The sequence below is a fragment of the Stenotrophomonas sp. KH_029 genome (assembly GCF_057839765.1).
Genome location: NZ_CM174498.1, coordinates 3,849,917 through 3,862,173, shown reverse-complemented (window position 1 = coordinate 3,862,173; position 12,257 = coordinate 3,849,917). Strand labels below are relative to the sequence as shown.

Sequence of the window (12,257 nt, the reverse complement as noted above, 5' to 3'; positions counted from 1 at the left end):
GCGGGCAGGTAGATTAGCCACGGTCAGGAGGACGGTACGGCATGTCGATCTATGCATTGAAGGGGCGCTTCCAGGATCTGCTGCGCCCGGGCGTACGCGGCCTGTATCGCGCGGGCGTCACCGCCAACACCGTCACCGTGGCGGCTGCGCTGGTGTCGCTGCTGGTGGCCGCGGCCGTGTGGTGGTGGGCACCGGCTCACCCGCTGCTGTACCTCGCACTGCCCCTGTGGATGCTGCTGCGCATGGCCCTCAATGCCGTGGACGGCATGCTCGCGCGCGAGTTCGGCCAGCAGTCGCGATTGGGGGCCTACCTCAATGAGCTGTGCGATGTGGTCGCCGATGCGGCCTTGTACCTGAGCCTGCTCAGCGTGCCCGGGGCCGATGCCAATGCCTTGTGGACGCTGACGTGGCTGGCCGCGGTTTGCGAGTACGCTGGGGTGCTGGGGCTGATGGTGGGCGCCAGCCGGCGTTATGACGGCCCGATGGGCAAGAGCGACCGGGCCTTTGTGGTGGGAGTGGTGGGCGTACTGCTGGCGCTGGGCTGGATCGATGGCGCGGTGGTGGGCTGGATTGCGTGGGCGGCGGCGGCACTGTGCGTGCTGACCGGCTGGCGACGGGTCCGGCAAGGATTGGCGGAAACCGGCTGACCTGGCCGGATCCCGTCGGATGCACAACGGAGTGATGCATGCGCGTACAGGAACAGCTGCAGTTCCACAGTTTCGATGGCCAACCACTGTTCTACCGGCACTGGCCGGCCAGCGCGGCCGATGCGCCAGCGCGCGCGCTGGTGCTGCTGCACCGCGGGCACGAACACTCGGGCCGGGTGGCGCATCTGGTCGATGAGCTGGACCTGCCCGATACCGCGGTGTTCGCCTGGGATGCGCGCGGCAACGGCCAGTCGCCGGGCGAGCGCGGCGATGCGCCCGGCTTCGAGGCCCTGGTGCGCGACCTGGACAGCTTCATCGCCTGGATCGGCCAGCAGCACGGCATCGCCGTACAGGACATCGTGATCATCGCCCAGAGCGTGGGCGCGGTGGTGGCGGCAACCTGGGTGCACGATTACGCCCCGCCGCTGCGCGCGCTGGTGCTTGCCTCGCCGGCGTTCAAGGTCAAGCTGTACGTGCCGTTGGCGGTGCCTGGCCTGAAGCTGATGCAGAAGCTGCGCGGCAATTTCTTCGTCAACAGCTACGTCAAGCCGCAATGGCTCACCCACGATCCGGCGCGGGTGGAGAGCTACCGCACCGATCCGCTGATCACCCGGCCGATTTCGGTGCGGGTGCTGCTGGGCCTGTACGAGGCGGCCGAGCGCGTGGTCGGCGATGCGCAGGCGATCACCGTGCCGACCCAGTTGCTGGTGTCCGGTGCGGATTTTGTGGTGCACCGCGCACCGCAGGACCGGTTCTACGAGGGTCTGTCTTCGCCGATCAAGGAGCGCCACCTGCTGCCCGGCTTCTTCCACGACACCCTCGGCGAGCGCGACCGCGCCCCGGCGATCGCGGCGATCCGGCGCTTCATCGGCGAGCGCTTCGCCGCGCCCCTGGTACGGCCCAGCCTGCGCCAGGCGCACCGGCACGGGCTCAGCTTCGACGAAGCGGAAATCCTGGCCTGGCCGCCGCAGCGCAACAGCCTGCAGGACCTGTACTGGCGCTTCACCCGCGCCGGCCTGCGCGTTGGCGGGAAGCTGTCCGACGGCATCGCGCTGGGCCTGGAGAGCGGCTTCGACTCGGGCAGCACGCTGGACTACATCTACCGCGACCAGGCCCGTGGGCGTGGCCCGCTGGGGCGGATGATCGACCGCAATTACCTGGATGCGATCGGCTGGCGCGGCATCCGCATCCGCCGTACCCATGTGCGCGAACTGCTGCAGTTGGCCGCGCTGCACCTGCGCGGCGAAGGCCGCCCGGTGCGGGTGCTGGACGTGGCCGCCGGGCATGGTCGCTACGTGCTCGATGCGCTGGCCCAGGGCGAGCACCGTGCAGCGGCGATTACCCTGCGCGATTTCAGTGAGCGCAACGTGGTCGACGGCCGCAAGCTGATCAGCGCCTTCGGCGCCGACGACATCGCCACCTTCGAGCAGGGCGATGCCTTCGACGCGGCTTCGTTGGCCGCATTGCCGGTGGCGCCCACCCTATCCACGGTGTCGGGCCTGTACGAGCTGTTCGCCGACAACGATGCGGTGGCGCGCTCGCTGCAGGGCATTGCCGCGGCGATGCGCGAAGGCGGCTACCTGGTCTACACCGGCCAGCCCTGGCACCCGCAGCTGGAGTTCATCGCGCGCGCGCTGACCAGCCACCGCGAAGGCGCGGCCTGGGTGATGCGCCGGCGTACCCAGCAGGAGATGGACGAACTGGTGCGCCTGGCCGGGTTCGAGAAGGTCACCCAGCGCATCGACCGCTTCGGCATCTTCACCGTATCGCTGGCGCGCCGGGTGGGCCATGACTGAGGACGCGCGTCCGTGGCGGCGTGCGCTGCTGTGGCTGGCGCTGCTGGGGCCGTTCTTCTTCCTCAGCTACGGCCTGGCCAATACCCTGGCCGGGCGGCTGCCGTACGTGCCCAGTATCGTGTTCGACTGGGAGGCCAGGATACCGTTCCAGCCCTGGACGATCGTGCCGTACTGGTCGATCGACCTGTTCTACGTGGCCTCGTTCTTCATCTGCACCCGGCGCGCCGAACTGGACATGCATGCCCGGCGCCTGTTCACCGCGCAGCTGCTGGCGGTGGGGTGCTTCCTGCTGTGGCCGCTGCGCTTCAGCCTGGAACGCCCGGAAACGGCCGGGGTGTTCGGCTGGCTGTTCGATGTGCTGCTGGGCTTCGACAAGCCGTTCAACCAGGCCCCGTCGCTGCACATCGTGCTGCTGGTGGTGCTGTGGGTGCGCTTTGAACAGCACCTGCGGGGCTGGTGGCGCACCGCGCTGCACGTGTGGTTCGCCCTGATCGGCATTTCGGTGCTGACCACCTGGCAGCACCATTTCGTCGACGTGCCCACCGGCGTGGCGGTGGGCTGGCTGTGCGTGTGGCTGTGGCCGGCACACGACCGCTCGCCGTTGCGCCACTGGCGCACCGCGCAGGAGCCGGCGCGCTGGGGCCTGGCGGCGGTGTACGCGCTGGGCAGCGCGCTGTGCACCGGATTGGCGCTGAGCATCGGTGGCTGGGCGTTGTGGCTGGGCTGGCCGGCGCTGTCGCTGCTGCTGGTGGCGCTGGCCTATGCCGGGCTGGGCACGGCGGTCTTCCAGAAGCAGGAGAACGGGCGTCACAGCATGGCGGCGCGCTGGTTGCTGGCCCCGTACCTGTCGGCGGCGTGGTTGAACTCGCGCTGGTGGACACGGCGTGCGCCGGGTCCGCACCGGGTGATCGATGGCGTCTGGCTGGGGCGGATGCCGTCGGCAGGCGCGGCGTTGCCGATGCCCACTGTGGTGGATGTGTGTGCCGAACTGCCGTTCCATGCCAGCGCGCGCCATTACCGCAGCGTACCGATGCTGGACCTGGCCACGCCCTCGCCCGAAGCACTGCACCGTGCCGCCGAGGCGATCGCGCATGGGCAGCGCCGCGGCGAGGTACTGGTGTGCTGCGCCCTGGGGTATTCGCGCAGCGCCGCGGCGGTGGCCACCTGGTTGTGCCGCAGCGGGCACGCCGACAGCGCCGAGGCCGCGGTCCGCCTGCTTGGCCTGGATTGCCCCTGGATCGTGCTGCACGAACGGCACCGGCAGGCGATCGACCAGGCCGTGCAGCTGGGCGCAGCGCAGGGCCTGGCCCCGGTGCGCGCATGACCCCGGTGCTGCAGCTGCGGGTGATGGCGGCCGTGCTGGCGCAGGCGCGGTTGCCGGCGCAGGTGTCGTGGTTGCTGGCCGCCGCCGCGCTGTTGCTGGTGGTACTGGCGCCGCCAGCGGGGAGGGTGGTGGCCGCTGCTGCGTTGTCGTTGCTGGCCGGGTTGGTGCAGGCCTATTACGCGGTGCGCATCGGCCTGGACCGGCACTTGCTGCAGGCGCTGGACGACGCCGACCCGCAGGCCGCGCCGGCGCAGCTGGATGCCGCCCTGCACGTGCTGGGATTGCGCCGCGCCCCGGAACCGACGCGCGGCTGGGACGCGCGCTGGCAGGGCATGCGCGCGCTGCTGCGCGGGCAGTGCCTGTGGCTGGCGCTGCAGGCGCTGGCCTTGCTGGCCGCGTTGCTGTTGCGGAGCCTGGCATGAGTAGCGGCACGATTCCTTCCGGCAGGAGCCTCCGGCATGTTTGCTGACCTGATCGCGCGCGGTTGCAGTGGCGCCATCCGCGCGCTGACCGGCGCGCGCGCCCTGTGGCAGGGCTGCGCGCCGTCCAGCGAGCACCGTGTGTACTACGGCAACCATGCCAGCCACGGCGATTTCGTGCTGATCTGGTCGGCGCTGCCCAACAGCCTGCGCCGCCAGGTGCGGCCGGTGGCCGCGGCCGATTACTGGCAGCGCGACGGCCTGCGCCGCTACCTGATCCACGCGGTATTCAACGGCGTGCTGATCGAGCGCGACCCGGCCAAACGGCATGACGATCCGATCGCCTGCCTGTGCCGGGCGGTGGACGAGGGCAATTCGCTGATCCTGTTTCCGGAGGGCACCCGCAATACCGATGAGGGCGTGCTGCCGTTCAAGAGCGGCATCTACCACCTGGCCCGGCAGCGCCCGGAGCTGGAGTTCGTGCCGGTGTGGATCGACAACCTCAAGCGGGTGATGCCCAAGGGCCGCTGGCTGCCCTTGCCGCTGCTGTGCACCACCACCTTCGGCGAGCCGCTGCGGCTGAAGGCCGATGAAGACAAGGACCGCTTCCTGGAGCGTGCCCGGATGTCGCTTTTGGCCCTGGACCCGCAGCCGCGCAGGCAGCGCGCATGATGCCGCTGCTGTTTTCCGCGTTGGCCAGCCAGGTGGCGCAGCTGTCCACCCATGCGCAGACCCGGCTGCTGTTTGCCGGCATCGCAGCGGTGCTGGTAGTGGCCACGCTGATCGCCGAAACCCTGCGCTGGCGCGCGCGGCATGCGCCGAGCACGGTGCTGGCCAACCTGGTGTCGCGGATCCGCGCGTGGTGGGTGATGGCCGCGGTGGTGGCGCTGGCGTTCTTCTTCGGGCGCACCGGAGTGGTGCTGCTGTTTGCGGTGGTGTCGCTGTTCGCGCTGCGCGAGTTCATCACCCTCACGCCCACCCGCGCCGGCGACTACTACGCGCTGCTGGCCGCGTTCTACGTGGTGCTGCCGTGGCAGTACTGGCTGGTGTGGACCGACTGGTACGGCATGTACGCGCTGCTGATCCCGGTGTATGCGTTCCTGTTCCTGCCGATCCTGGCCACCATCGGTGGCGATACCACCGACTACCTGGAGCGCACGTCCAAGGTGCAGTGGGGGTTGATGATCTGCGTGTTCTGCATTTCGCACGTGCCGGCGCTGCTGAACCTGAAACTGGCCGGGGTGGAGCCGGCGCGCAACCTGCTGCTGTTCGCCTTCCTGGTGATCGTGGTGCAGTCCTCGGACGTGCTGCAGTACATCTGGGGCAAGCTGATCGGCAAACGCCTGATCGCACCAAAGCTGTCGCCATCCAAGACCGTGGAAGGCTTCATCGGCGGGGTGCTGTCGGCCAGCGCGCTGGGTGCGGCGCTGTGGTGGTTGACCCCGTTCACGCCCTGGCAGGCGTTCGGGATGTCGCTGGTGGTCAACCTGATGGGGTTCTGGGGCGGCCTGGTGATGTCGGCGATCAAGCGCGACCGCGGCATCAAGGACTGGGGCCACATGATCGAGGGCCATGGCGGCATGCTCGACCGGTTGGACTCGGTGTGTTTCGCCGCACCGGTGTTCTTCCACCTGGTGCGCTATTTCTGGAGCGCGTGATGTCCGGCGGCGTGCCGACCCACGGTCGGCACCGGCTGCAGGTGCGGCAGGGCGGGCATTGATCGTCGGTGGATGCGACGCCGGCAACCGCGGCATCGTTGGGGGGTGCGTGATCGCGGTAGGCATCGACCGTTGGTCGATGCGCGGCATCAGGTGGTGATGCCGTATTCCTTCAGCTTCTTGCGCAGGGTGGCGCGGTGGATGCCCAGCATCGCCGCGGCGCGGCTCTGGTTGCCCTCGCAGTGGTTGAGCACTTCCACGAACAACGGGATTTCCATTTCACGCAGGACGATCTCGTAGACATCGTCGGCGTCGCATCCATCCAGGTCTCGCAGATAACGCCGGACCGATTGGGCCACATGTTCGCGCAGCGGTGGCTTGGGCGCGCCACGACTATTGTCAGGACGAGAAAGGACAGCGTTCAAGGAGATTCCCGGTGCAGATGCCGGGGCGGACGACAGCCCCTGGCGGAAAAATGGTGGAGGTCAGTCTAGCGCGTGCGCCGGCAACCCGCCACGCTGGGCGGCAGGAAAGCCGGTTACAGGAATTCGAAGGTGAATGCGACGGTGGAGGCGGCCGGCTCGCGTACACGGAAGGCGATCTGCGCGCTCTGGCCCGGTTCCAGCACGCTTTCAGCCTTCACCGCTGGGTCCAGATAGTGCTGGGGCGCGAACATGCCGGTGCCGATCACGCGGCCGTCGGCATCGGACAACGACAGCCGCAGCGACGGCCATGGCTGGGCCCAGCGCGCATCGTTGCGGAAGCTGGCCTGCACCTGCAGTGCCCCGGCCTGGCCGGGCACCGGACGCACATCGCGGCTGATCATGCTGAAGGCAGCCGGTTCATGCCAGGCCGGCAGGCTGCAGCGCAATACGCCGCACAGGCCGGCGATCCACGGCCGGCTGCCGGCATCGGCGGCCAGCCGCGCGCGGTCGGCCACGGCGATCTGCAACAGCAGCAGCGCGACCAGGCCGGCCACCAGGCCCCATTGCCAGCGCGGGGTACGCAGGCGCGCGCCGGGCAGGCGCAGGAAACTGGGCGCGGTGCCGGCGGCACGCAGCGTATCGTCGCGGTCGGCGCTGCGCGTACTGCCTGCCGGCATGGCGTCATCGTCGTTGCAGGGCGCCGGCGACGATGGCTCGGTGGTGGTGAACGCGATGGTTTCACCGTGCTCGTCGCCATGTTCGCCTGGCGGCGGGTCGAACACCGACACCCGGTCGTGGTCGTCCACCTCCTGCTGCGCAAGGGGCAGCCCGGCCATCGCGTCGGGCACCGCTGGATCGGCGGTGGGCGCGGCATCGCTGCTGGCACGCAGGAACGTGGCCAATGGACGGCGTGTTGGAGGCTTGGGCTCGGACATCACGTCAGGACCGGGCGGGGGACGACCTATTCAAGCACGACGGATGCCGGTGATGCGCATCCAGTCGCCGTCCTGTGCCACCTCCAAGTGCTCGAACCACGCCGCGTAGCGTTCCAGCAGTTCGCCTTCCTGCCCGTGCAGGATGCCCGACAGGGCGATGCGGCCACCTGCTGCCACGCGTGCGGCCAGCACCTCGGCCAGCGCGTCCAGCGCCGAGGCCAGGATATTGGCCACCACCACCGGATAGGTCGCCGCCGGTTCGTTCTCGGGCAGGTAGACCTGCACCCGGTCCTGCAGCCCGTTGCGTTCGGCGTTGTCGCCGGTGGCGATCACCGCCTGCGGGTCGTTGTCCACGCCGACCGCATGGCCGGCGCCCAGCTTCAGCGCGGCCAGCGCGAGGATGCCCGAGCCGCAGCCGAAGTCGAGCACGGTCTGCCCGGCCAGCACGCCGTCGGCGCCCAGGCCGTCCAGCCAGCGCAGGCACAGCGCCGTGGTGGGGTGGGTGCCCGAGCCGAACGCCAGGCCCGGGTCGAGCCGGATCACGGCGGCATCGGCGGCCTGCGCGGCCTCGGGCAGCGCATGGTTCCACGGCACGATCCAGGTGCGCTCGCCGAATGCCATCGGCTGGAACTGGTCCAGCCAGGCGCGTTCCCAGTCTTCATCCTGGACCGTGCCGAAGCTGGCATTGGACCAGTCCAGGCCGGGGTCGAAGGCTTCCAGGGCGGCCAGCAACGCCAGCGCATTGGTTTCGGCCGGAAACAGGGCGGTGAGCACCAGGTCGTTCCACAGCGGGGTCTCGCCTACGCCCGGTTCCAGGATCGCGCGCTCGTTGCTGGTGTCTGCGTCGGCATCGAGCAGGGTCACCGCCAGCGCGCCGACGTCGTCCAGCGCATTCTCGTAGCGGGGCTGGGTGGTTTCGGTGCAATGGAGGGTGAGTTCCAGGAACGGCATGGCGGGGAGAGTCCTGCGGAAAACCGTGCATGCTAGACCATTGCGGTGGCGTCCTGCCGGGAGGCGCGTCTCCCGGCGCGGCGAGACGCGGTACGGCGCGGCGCCCAGACAGCGCGCCAAGGCATTGCTAGACTTGGCGTTCCGCTGCCCGCCCGGGCAGCTTCCGGCCCCGCGCATGCCGTTTGTGCCCCTCAAAACCTGGCTGCTGGTGGTGCCGGCCCTGGCTTTGCTGGGGGCGGTGGGCTACCGCGCCGGTGGCACGGTGCGCCAGGAGGCGCCGGTTGCCGTGGAGGCAGAGCCGGTGCAGGGGGTCATGAGTACCGGCGCGCCGCAACAGGCCCGGCAGCTGGCGCGGCAACTGCTCGGCAGCGAACGGGGCAACCAGGTGCCCTCCGGGCTGGCGCTGGACATCCGCGCCGACATCGAAGGCGACACCGATCTGTTCGCCTATGCCCAGCGCCTGCAACTGCAGGCGGCCAACGGCAATGCCGAAGCGGCGTGGATGGCCAGCCGGGTCTACGACTACTGCGCGGTATATGCAATGGACCCTGGCGGCTACCCGTTGGACAACGCACTGCTGGCCGGCATGGGCATGAGCGCATCGGTGCCGATGGTGGCCGCGCGCGAGCGGGTGGCGCGGCGCTGTTCGGGGTTCGTCAGCAGCGACCACCTGGGCCGCGAGCTGATCCTGACCCAGCGCCGGCAGGCGGCCCGGGCCGGCAACCTGGCCGCCGAGGCCTCGCTGTTCGCCGAGGGCCAGCCGCTGCAGGACAGCCCCGGCTATCGCCGCGGCCTGGTCGAGCGCGTGCTGGATTCGCGCGACCCCGAAGCGTACATGGCCTTGTCCACCGGCATGGGCACCCGCGCCAGCGGCGACCGTGCGTTCGACGGACTGGTGGCCGGCGATCAATTCAGCGAACTGGCCTGGCGCCTGGCGGCGTGCGAGCTGGGCATGGCCTGCGGGCCGGACAGCGTACTGATGAACAATTTCTGCGCGAACGGAGGGATCTGTTCGCTCGATGGTGGGCAGGACTTTGGCACATTCGTGTATGACGCCGCGGTATCGCGGCAAGGTGCGGGGAAGATGAAAGCGTTGGTGGAACAACTGATCAAGCAGAGGAAAAGGCGATGAACTACCGTCGAATCCTGCATGGCGCCAAATTCTGGTTCTGGGTGGCGTTGTTTGTGGCGTACTCGGCCGGCGCGGTCGGCCTGGTGATGATCGATACCTATGAGGATCGTTACCGCAGCCTGTCCAAGGTGCAGTTGACCTCGGTGAAGGCCGGTGCCGACGTGCGCCGTGCCGGGGCCAGCCAGGTCGCTGCGGTGTATCGCGCGCAAAGCGGCATGCCGTTCGCCTCGCTGCCGGCCGGCAGCACCTTCCAGGTGGTGTGGCCGGATGGCTCGACCGAAACCATGGTGATCATGGACCCGACTTCGCCGCTGGGCGCCGAGCCGGTCAAGCATTCCCAGGTGACGGCCGCCGACGTCGCGCGTTGACGCGCGATGCCACGGCGGCCCCGCCGGCCGCGCGCCTGCTGCCGCTGGTGCTGCTGCCGGGGCTGGATGCCACCGGCAGCCAGCACGCCGCCTTCAGCGCGGCGATGCGGCGGCATGGCGTGGCGGTCACGGTGATCGCCTATCCGCTGGACCGCGCACTGGACTACGGTGGATTGGCCGGCTTCGTGCAACAGGCGCTGCCGACCGACACCGACTACCTGCTGCTGGGCGAGTCGTTCTCGGGGCCGTTGGCCATGGCGATCGCCGCCACGCCGCCACCGCGCCTGCGCGGCCTGATCCTTTCCACCACCTTTGCGCGCTCGCCCTGGCGGATGTGGCGGCGCCTGCAGGCGCTGCTGCATGTGGCGCCGGTACGGATGCTGCCGATGCCGGCCCTGTCGTGGCTGCTGCTCGGGCGTTGGAGCAGCCCGGCGCTGCGCACCGCGCTGGGAGCCGCACTGGCCAGCGTCGATGCCGATGTACTGCGCAGGCGCGCGATGGCCGCGCTCGGTGTGGATGTCGCCGCACAGGCGCGCGCACTGGCACTGCCGACGCTGTGCCTGCATGCCGCGCACGACCGCCTGCTGCCGGCGCGCTGCCAGCGCCACCTGTCGGCGTTGCTGCCGGCCCAGGCCAGCACCACGCTGGACGGCCCGCACCTGATGCTGCAGGCCCGCCCGGAGGCGGCTGCGACGGTGATTGCCGGGTTCGTGCATAAGGTCTGCGCGATGCCGTCCCCGCAATGAGTTGATCCAAGTGATCGGCGCTGGCGCTTGCGACCTCCACGGAATGCATCGCGTAGACGGAGGCATGAAGAAACACGGAGCGCCACCTGCTCTACCTGCCGCATACGGGAATCCGTCCAGAGGAGGACGGGTAGCCTCGTGCGGGACTGTCGAAAACATGGGTCCGCCGGACAGCGCATGCGAGCACGGCTTCGACAAGCCTACAGGGGTGAAGGCGCATTGCTTGCGAGGCACTGCCTCGCATGCGACTGAACGCCCAGCCGCCAGCGGCTGGGCCGGGCCGCGGAGCGGGATTCACGGCGTGTCCCGCATGGGGCTACCCGTCCTCCTCCCACGCAGAGAGGTAAGACGCTGCTCTTGGCCATGGAGCCAGGAGGTTGCCGGCCAGCGGCCGGCACTACCGGTGCGTTGGACCGATCGCCAGAAAGCAGAAAGGCGGGGAAATCCCCGCCTTTCCGTGGTGCCGCTGAACGTGGCGATCAGGTCAACGCGATCGACTTGTTCTTGCGTTCGGCCAGGCGCTTTTCCAGGTAGTGGATGTTCTGCCCACCGGCCTGGAAGCCCTTGTCGCGCATGATCCGCTGCTGCAGCGCGACGTTGGTCTTGATCCCGTCCACCACCATCTCGCTCAGCGCCACGCGCATGCGCGCGATCGCGGTTTCGCGGTCCGGGCCGTGCACGATCAGCTTGCCGATCATCGAGTCGTAGTTCGGCGGTACGCGGTAGCCGCTGTAGATATGGGTGTCCACGCGCACGCCGGGGCCACCGGGCGGATGGAAGGCGGTGATCTGGCCGGGGCTGGGCACGAAGGTTTCAGCGTCTTCGGCGTTGATCCGGCACTCGATCGCGTGGCCGGTCAGCACCACATCGCTCTGCTTGATGCTCAGCTTCTGGCCGGCGGCGATGCGCAACTGCTCGCAGACCAGGTCGATGCCGGTCACCATCTCCGTCACCGGATGTTCCACCTGCACGCGGGTGTTCATTTCGATGAAGTAGAAACGGCCGTCCTCGAACAGGAACTCGAAGGTGCCCGCGCCGCGATAGCCGATGCGGATGCAGGCTTCCACGCAGACCTTGCCGATCTGCTCGCGCATCTCTTCGCTGATGCCCGGCGCCGGCGCTTCTTCCACCACCTTCTGGTGGCGGCGCTGCATCGAGCAGTCGCGTTCGCCCAGGTGGATGGCGTTGCCCTGGCCGTCGGCCAGCACCTGGATCTCCACATGGCGCGGATTCTCCAGGAACTTCTCCATGTACACCTGGTCGTTGCTGAAGGCGGCCTTGGCTTCGGACTTGGTGGTCTCGATCGCCGCCTTCAACGATGCCTCGGCATGCACCACGCGCATGCCACGGCCGCCGCCGCCACCGGAGGCCTTGATGATGACCGGGTAGCCGATCTCACGGGCGATCTTGGTGTTGGCCACGATGTCATCGGTGAGCGGGCCGCCCGAGCCGGGCACGCACGGCACGCCGGCGGCCTTCATCGCACGGATCGCTTCCACCTTGTCGCCCATCAGGCGGATGGTCTCGGCCCTGGGGCCGATGAAGATGAAGCCGGACTCTTCCACGCGCTCGGCAAAATCCGCGTTTTCCGACAGGAAGCCGTAACCGGGGTGGATCGCCTGGGCGTCGGTGACTTCGGCCGCGGCGATCAGTGCCGGAATGTTGAGGTAGCTCTCCGAGGACGGTGCCGGACCGATGCAGACCGACTCGTCGGCCATGGCCACGTGCTTGAGGTTGCGGTCGACCGTGGAATGCACGGCGACCGTGCGGATACCCAGGGTATGGCACGCGCGCAGGATGCGCAGTGCGATCTCCCCTCGGTTGGCAATGACGACTTTGTCGAGCATGGGCAAATC

Annotated in this window: 13 protein-coding genes; 9 read left to right on the top strand and 4 right to left on the bottom strand. The window is 69.0% G+C overall.

The genetic code is table 11. The features are described from left to right. The first annotated feature begins 41 nt into the window (after positions 1 to 41). Genes AC3ITM_RS17365 through AC3ITM_RS17340 form a run of 6 tightly spaced genes read left to right on the top strand, consistent with a single transcriptional unit; the run spans position 42 to position 5,844 of the window. On the top strand, positions 42 to 647 hold the full coding sequence (locus tag AC3ITM_RS17365; RefSeq protein ID WP_489266800.1) for a CDP-alcohol phosphatidyltransferase family protein: 606 nt from the start codon (positions 42 to 44) through the stop codon (positions 645 to 647). 38 nt (positions 648 to 685) lie between these two features. Continuing rightward, positions 686 to 2,443, top strand: coding sequence for a bifunctional alpha/beta hydrolase/class I SAM-dependent methyltransferase (locus AC3ITM_RS17360; protein WP_489266798.1), 1,758 nt, complete (start codon positions 686 to 688; stop codon positions 2,441 to 2,443). After that, positions 2,436 to 3,767 carry a phosphatase PAP2/dual specificity phosphatase family protein gene (locus AC3ITM_RS17355; RefSeq protein ID WP_489266797.1) on the top strand — a complete coding sequence of 444 codons (1,332 nt, stop codon included), beginning with the start codon at positions 2,436 to 2,438 and terminating at the stop codon, positions 3,765 to 3,767. The genes AC3ITM_RS17360 and AC3ITM_RS17355 overlap by 8 nt, the downstream gene beginning before the upstream one ends. Further along, positions 3,764 to 4,189 (top strand): hypothetical protein, encoded by a 426-nt coding sequence (locus AC3ITM_RS17350; RefSeq protein ID WP_489266795.1) that lies wholly within the window; start codon positions 3,764 to 3,766, stop codon positions 4,187 to 4,189. Before AC3ITM_RS17355 ends, AC3ITM_RS17350 begins: the two co-directional genes overlap by 4 nt. Positions 4,190 to 4,225: 36 nt before the next feature. Beyond that, positions 4,226 to 4,858 carry a lysophospholipid acyltransferase family protein gene (locus tag AC3ITM_RS17345; RefSeq protein WP_228885941.1) on the top strand — a complete coding sequence of 211 codons (633 nt, stop codon included), beginning with the start codon at positions 4,226 to 4,228 and terminating at the stop codon, positions 4,856 to 4,858. Next, positions 4,855 to 5,844, top strand: coding sequence for a phosphatidate cytidylyltransferase (locus AC3ITM_RS17340; protein ID WP_228885942.1), 990 nt, complete (start codon positions 4,855 to 4,857; stop codon positions 5,842 to 5,844). The genes AC3ITM_RS17345 and AC3ITM_RS17340 overlap by 4 nt, the downstream gene beginning before the upstream one ends. Before the next feature lie 149 nt (positions 5,845 to 5,993). On the opposite strand, the gene fis is transcribed toward AC3ITM_RS17340, so the two are convergent. The 3 genes from fis to prmA form a co-directional block, all read right to left on the bottom strand. Further along, positions 5,994 to 6,269 carry a DNA-binding transcriptional regulator Fis gene (gene fis / locus AC3ITM_RS17335; protein ID WP_123730002.1) on the bottom strand — a complete coding sequence of 92 codons (276 nt, stop codon included), beginning with the start codon at positions 6,267 to 6,269 and terminating at the stop codon, positions 5,994 to 5,996. A 113-nt stretch (positions 6,270 to 6,382) separates the two neighbouring features. Continuing rightward, positions 6,383 to 7,204, bottom strand: coding sequence for a DUF3426 domain-containing protein (locus AC3ITM_RS17330; protein ID WP_489266793.1), 822 nt, complete (start codon positions 7,202 to 7,204; stop codon positions 6,383 to 6,385). Between the two features lie 30 nt (positions 7,205 to 7,234). After that, a complete protein-coding gene (gene prmA, locus AC3ITM_RS17325) occupies positions 7,235 to 8,155 on the bottom strand; it encodes a 50S ribosomal protein L11 methyltransferase (protein WP_489266792.1) in 921 nt (306 codons plus the stop codon). A 175-nt stretch (positions 8,156 to 8,330) separates the two neighbouring features. Between prmA and AC3ITM_RS17320 the strand changes: the two genes are divergently transcribed. Genes AC3ITM_RS17320 through AC3ITM_RS17310 form a run of 3 tightly spaced genes read left to right on the top strand, consistent with a single transcriptional unit; the run spans position 8,331 to position 10,401 of the window. After that, positions 8,331 to 9,287: a hypothetical protein gene (locus AC3ITM_RS17320; RefSeq protein ID WP_489266791.1), complete on the top strand. Its 957-nt coding sequence runs from the start codon at positions 8,331 to 8,333 to the stop codon at positions 9,285 to 9,287. Beyond that, the gene (locus AC3ITM_RS17315; protein ID WP_228885946.1) at positions 9,284 to 9,655 is read left to right on the top strand and encodes a hypothetical protein; all 372 of its coding nucleotides are present in this window, start codon (positions 9,284 to 9,286) and stop codon (positions 9,653 to 9,655) included. Before AC3ITM_RS17320 ends, AC3ITM_RS17315 begins: the two co-directional genes overlap by 4 nt. Beyond that, positions 9,652 to 10,401, top strand: coding sequence for a serine aminopeptidase domain-containing protein (locus AC3ITM_RS17310; protein WP_489266790.1), 750 nt, complete (start codon positions 9,652 to 9,654; stop codon positions 10,399 to 10,401). Before AC3ITM_RS17315 ends, AC3ITM_RS17310 begins: the two co-directional genes overlap by 4 nt. 479 nt (positions 10,402 to 10,880) lie before the next feature. On the opposite strand, the gene accC is transcribed toward AC3ITM_RS17310, so the two are convergent. Beyond that, entirely contained in the window at positions 10,881 to 12,248 is a 1,368-nt protein-coding gene (gene accC, locus AC3ITM_RS17305; protein ID WP_228885948.1) for an acetyl-CoA carboxylase biotin carboxylase subunit, read from the bottom strand. Positions 12,249 to 12,257 lie beyond the last annotated feature (9 nt).

Excerpts from the sequence above, each read along its gene's own strand:
- AC3ITM_RS17360 (WP_489266798.1), top strand. The coding sequence starts at position 686 with ATGCGCGTACAGGAACAGCTGCAGTTCCACAGTTTCGATGGCCAACCA.
- prmA (WP_489266792.1), bottom strand. The coding sequence starts at position 8,155 with ATGCCGTTCCTGGAACTCACCCTCCATTGCACCGAAACCACCCAGCCC.
- AC3ITM_RS17330 (WP_489266793.1), bottom strand. The coding sequence starts at position 7,204 with ATGTCCGAGCCCAAGCCTCCAACACGCCGTCCATTGGCCACGTTCCTG.
- AC3ITM_RS17365 (WP_489266800.1), top strand. The coding sequence starts at position 42 with ATGTCGATCTATGCATTGAAGGGGCGCTTCCAGGATCTGCTGCGCCCG.
- AC3ITM_RS17320 (WP_489266791.1), top strand. The coding sequence starts at position 8,331 with ATGCCGTTTGTGCCCCTCAAAACCTGGCTGCTGGTGGTGCCGGCCCTG.
- AC3ITM_RS17350 (WP_489266795.1), top strand. The coding sequence starts at position 3,764 with ATGACCCCGGTGCTGCAGCTGCGGGTGATGGCGGCCGTGCTGGCGCAG.
- AC3ITM_RS17315 (WP_228885946.1), top strand. The coding sequence starts at position 9,284 with ATGAACTACCGTCGAATCCTGCATGGCGCCAAATTCTGGTTCTGGGTG.
- AC3ITM_RS17345 (WP_228885941.1), top strand. The coding sequence starts at position 4,226 with ATGTTTGCTGACCTGATCGCGCGCGGTTGCAGTGGCGCCATCCGCGCG.
- AC3ITM_RS17340 (WP_228885942.1), top strand. The coding sequence starts at position 4,855 with ATGATGCCGCTGCTGTTTTCCGCGTTGGCCAGCCAGGTGGCGCAGCTG.
- AC3ITM_RS17355 (WP_489266797.1), top strand. The coding sequence starts at position 2,436 with ATGACTGAGGACGCGCGTCCGTGGCGGCGTGCGCTGCTGTGGCTGGCG.
- accC (WP_228885948.1), bottom strand. The coding sequence starts at position 12,248 with ATGCTCGACAAAGTCGTCATTGCCAACCGAGGGGAGATCGCACTGCGC.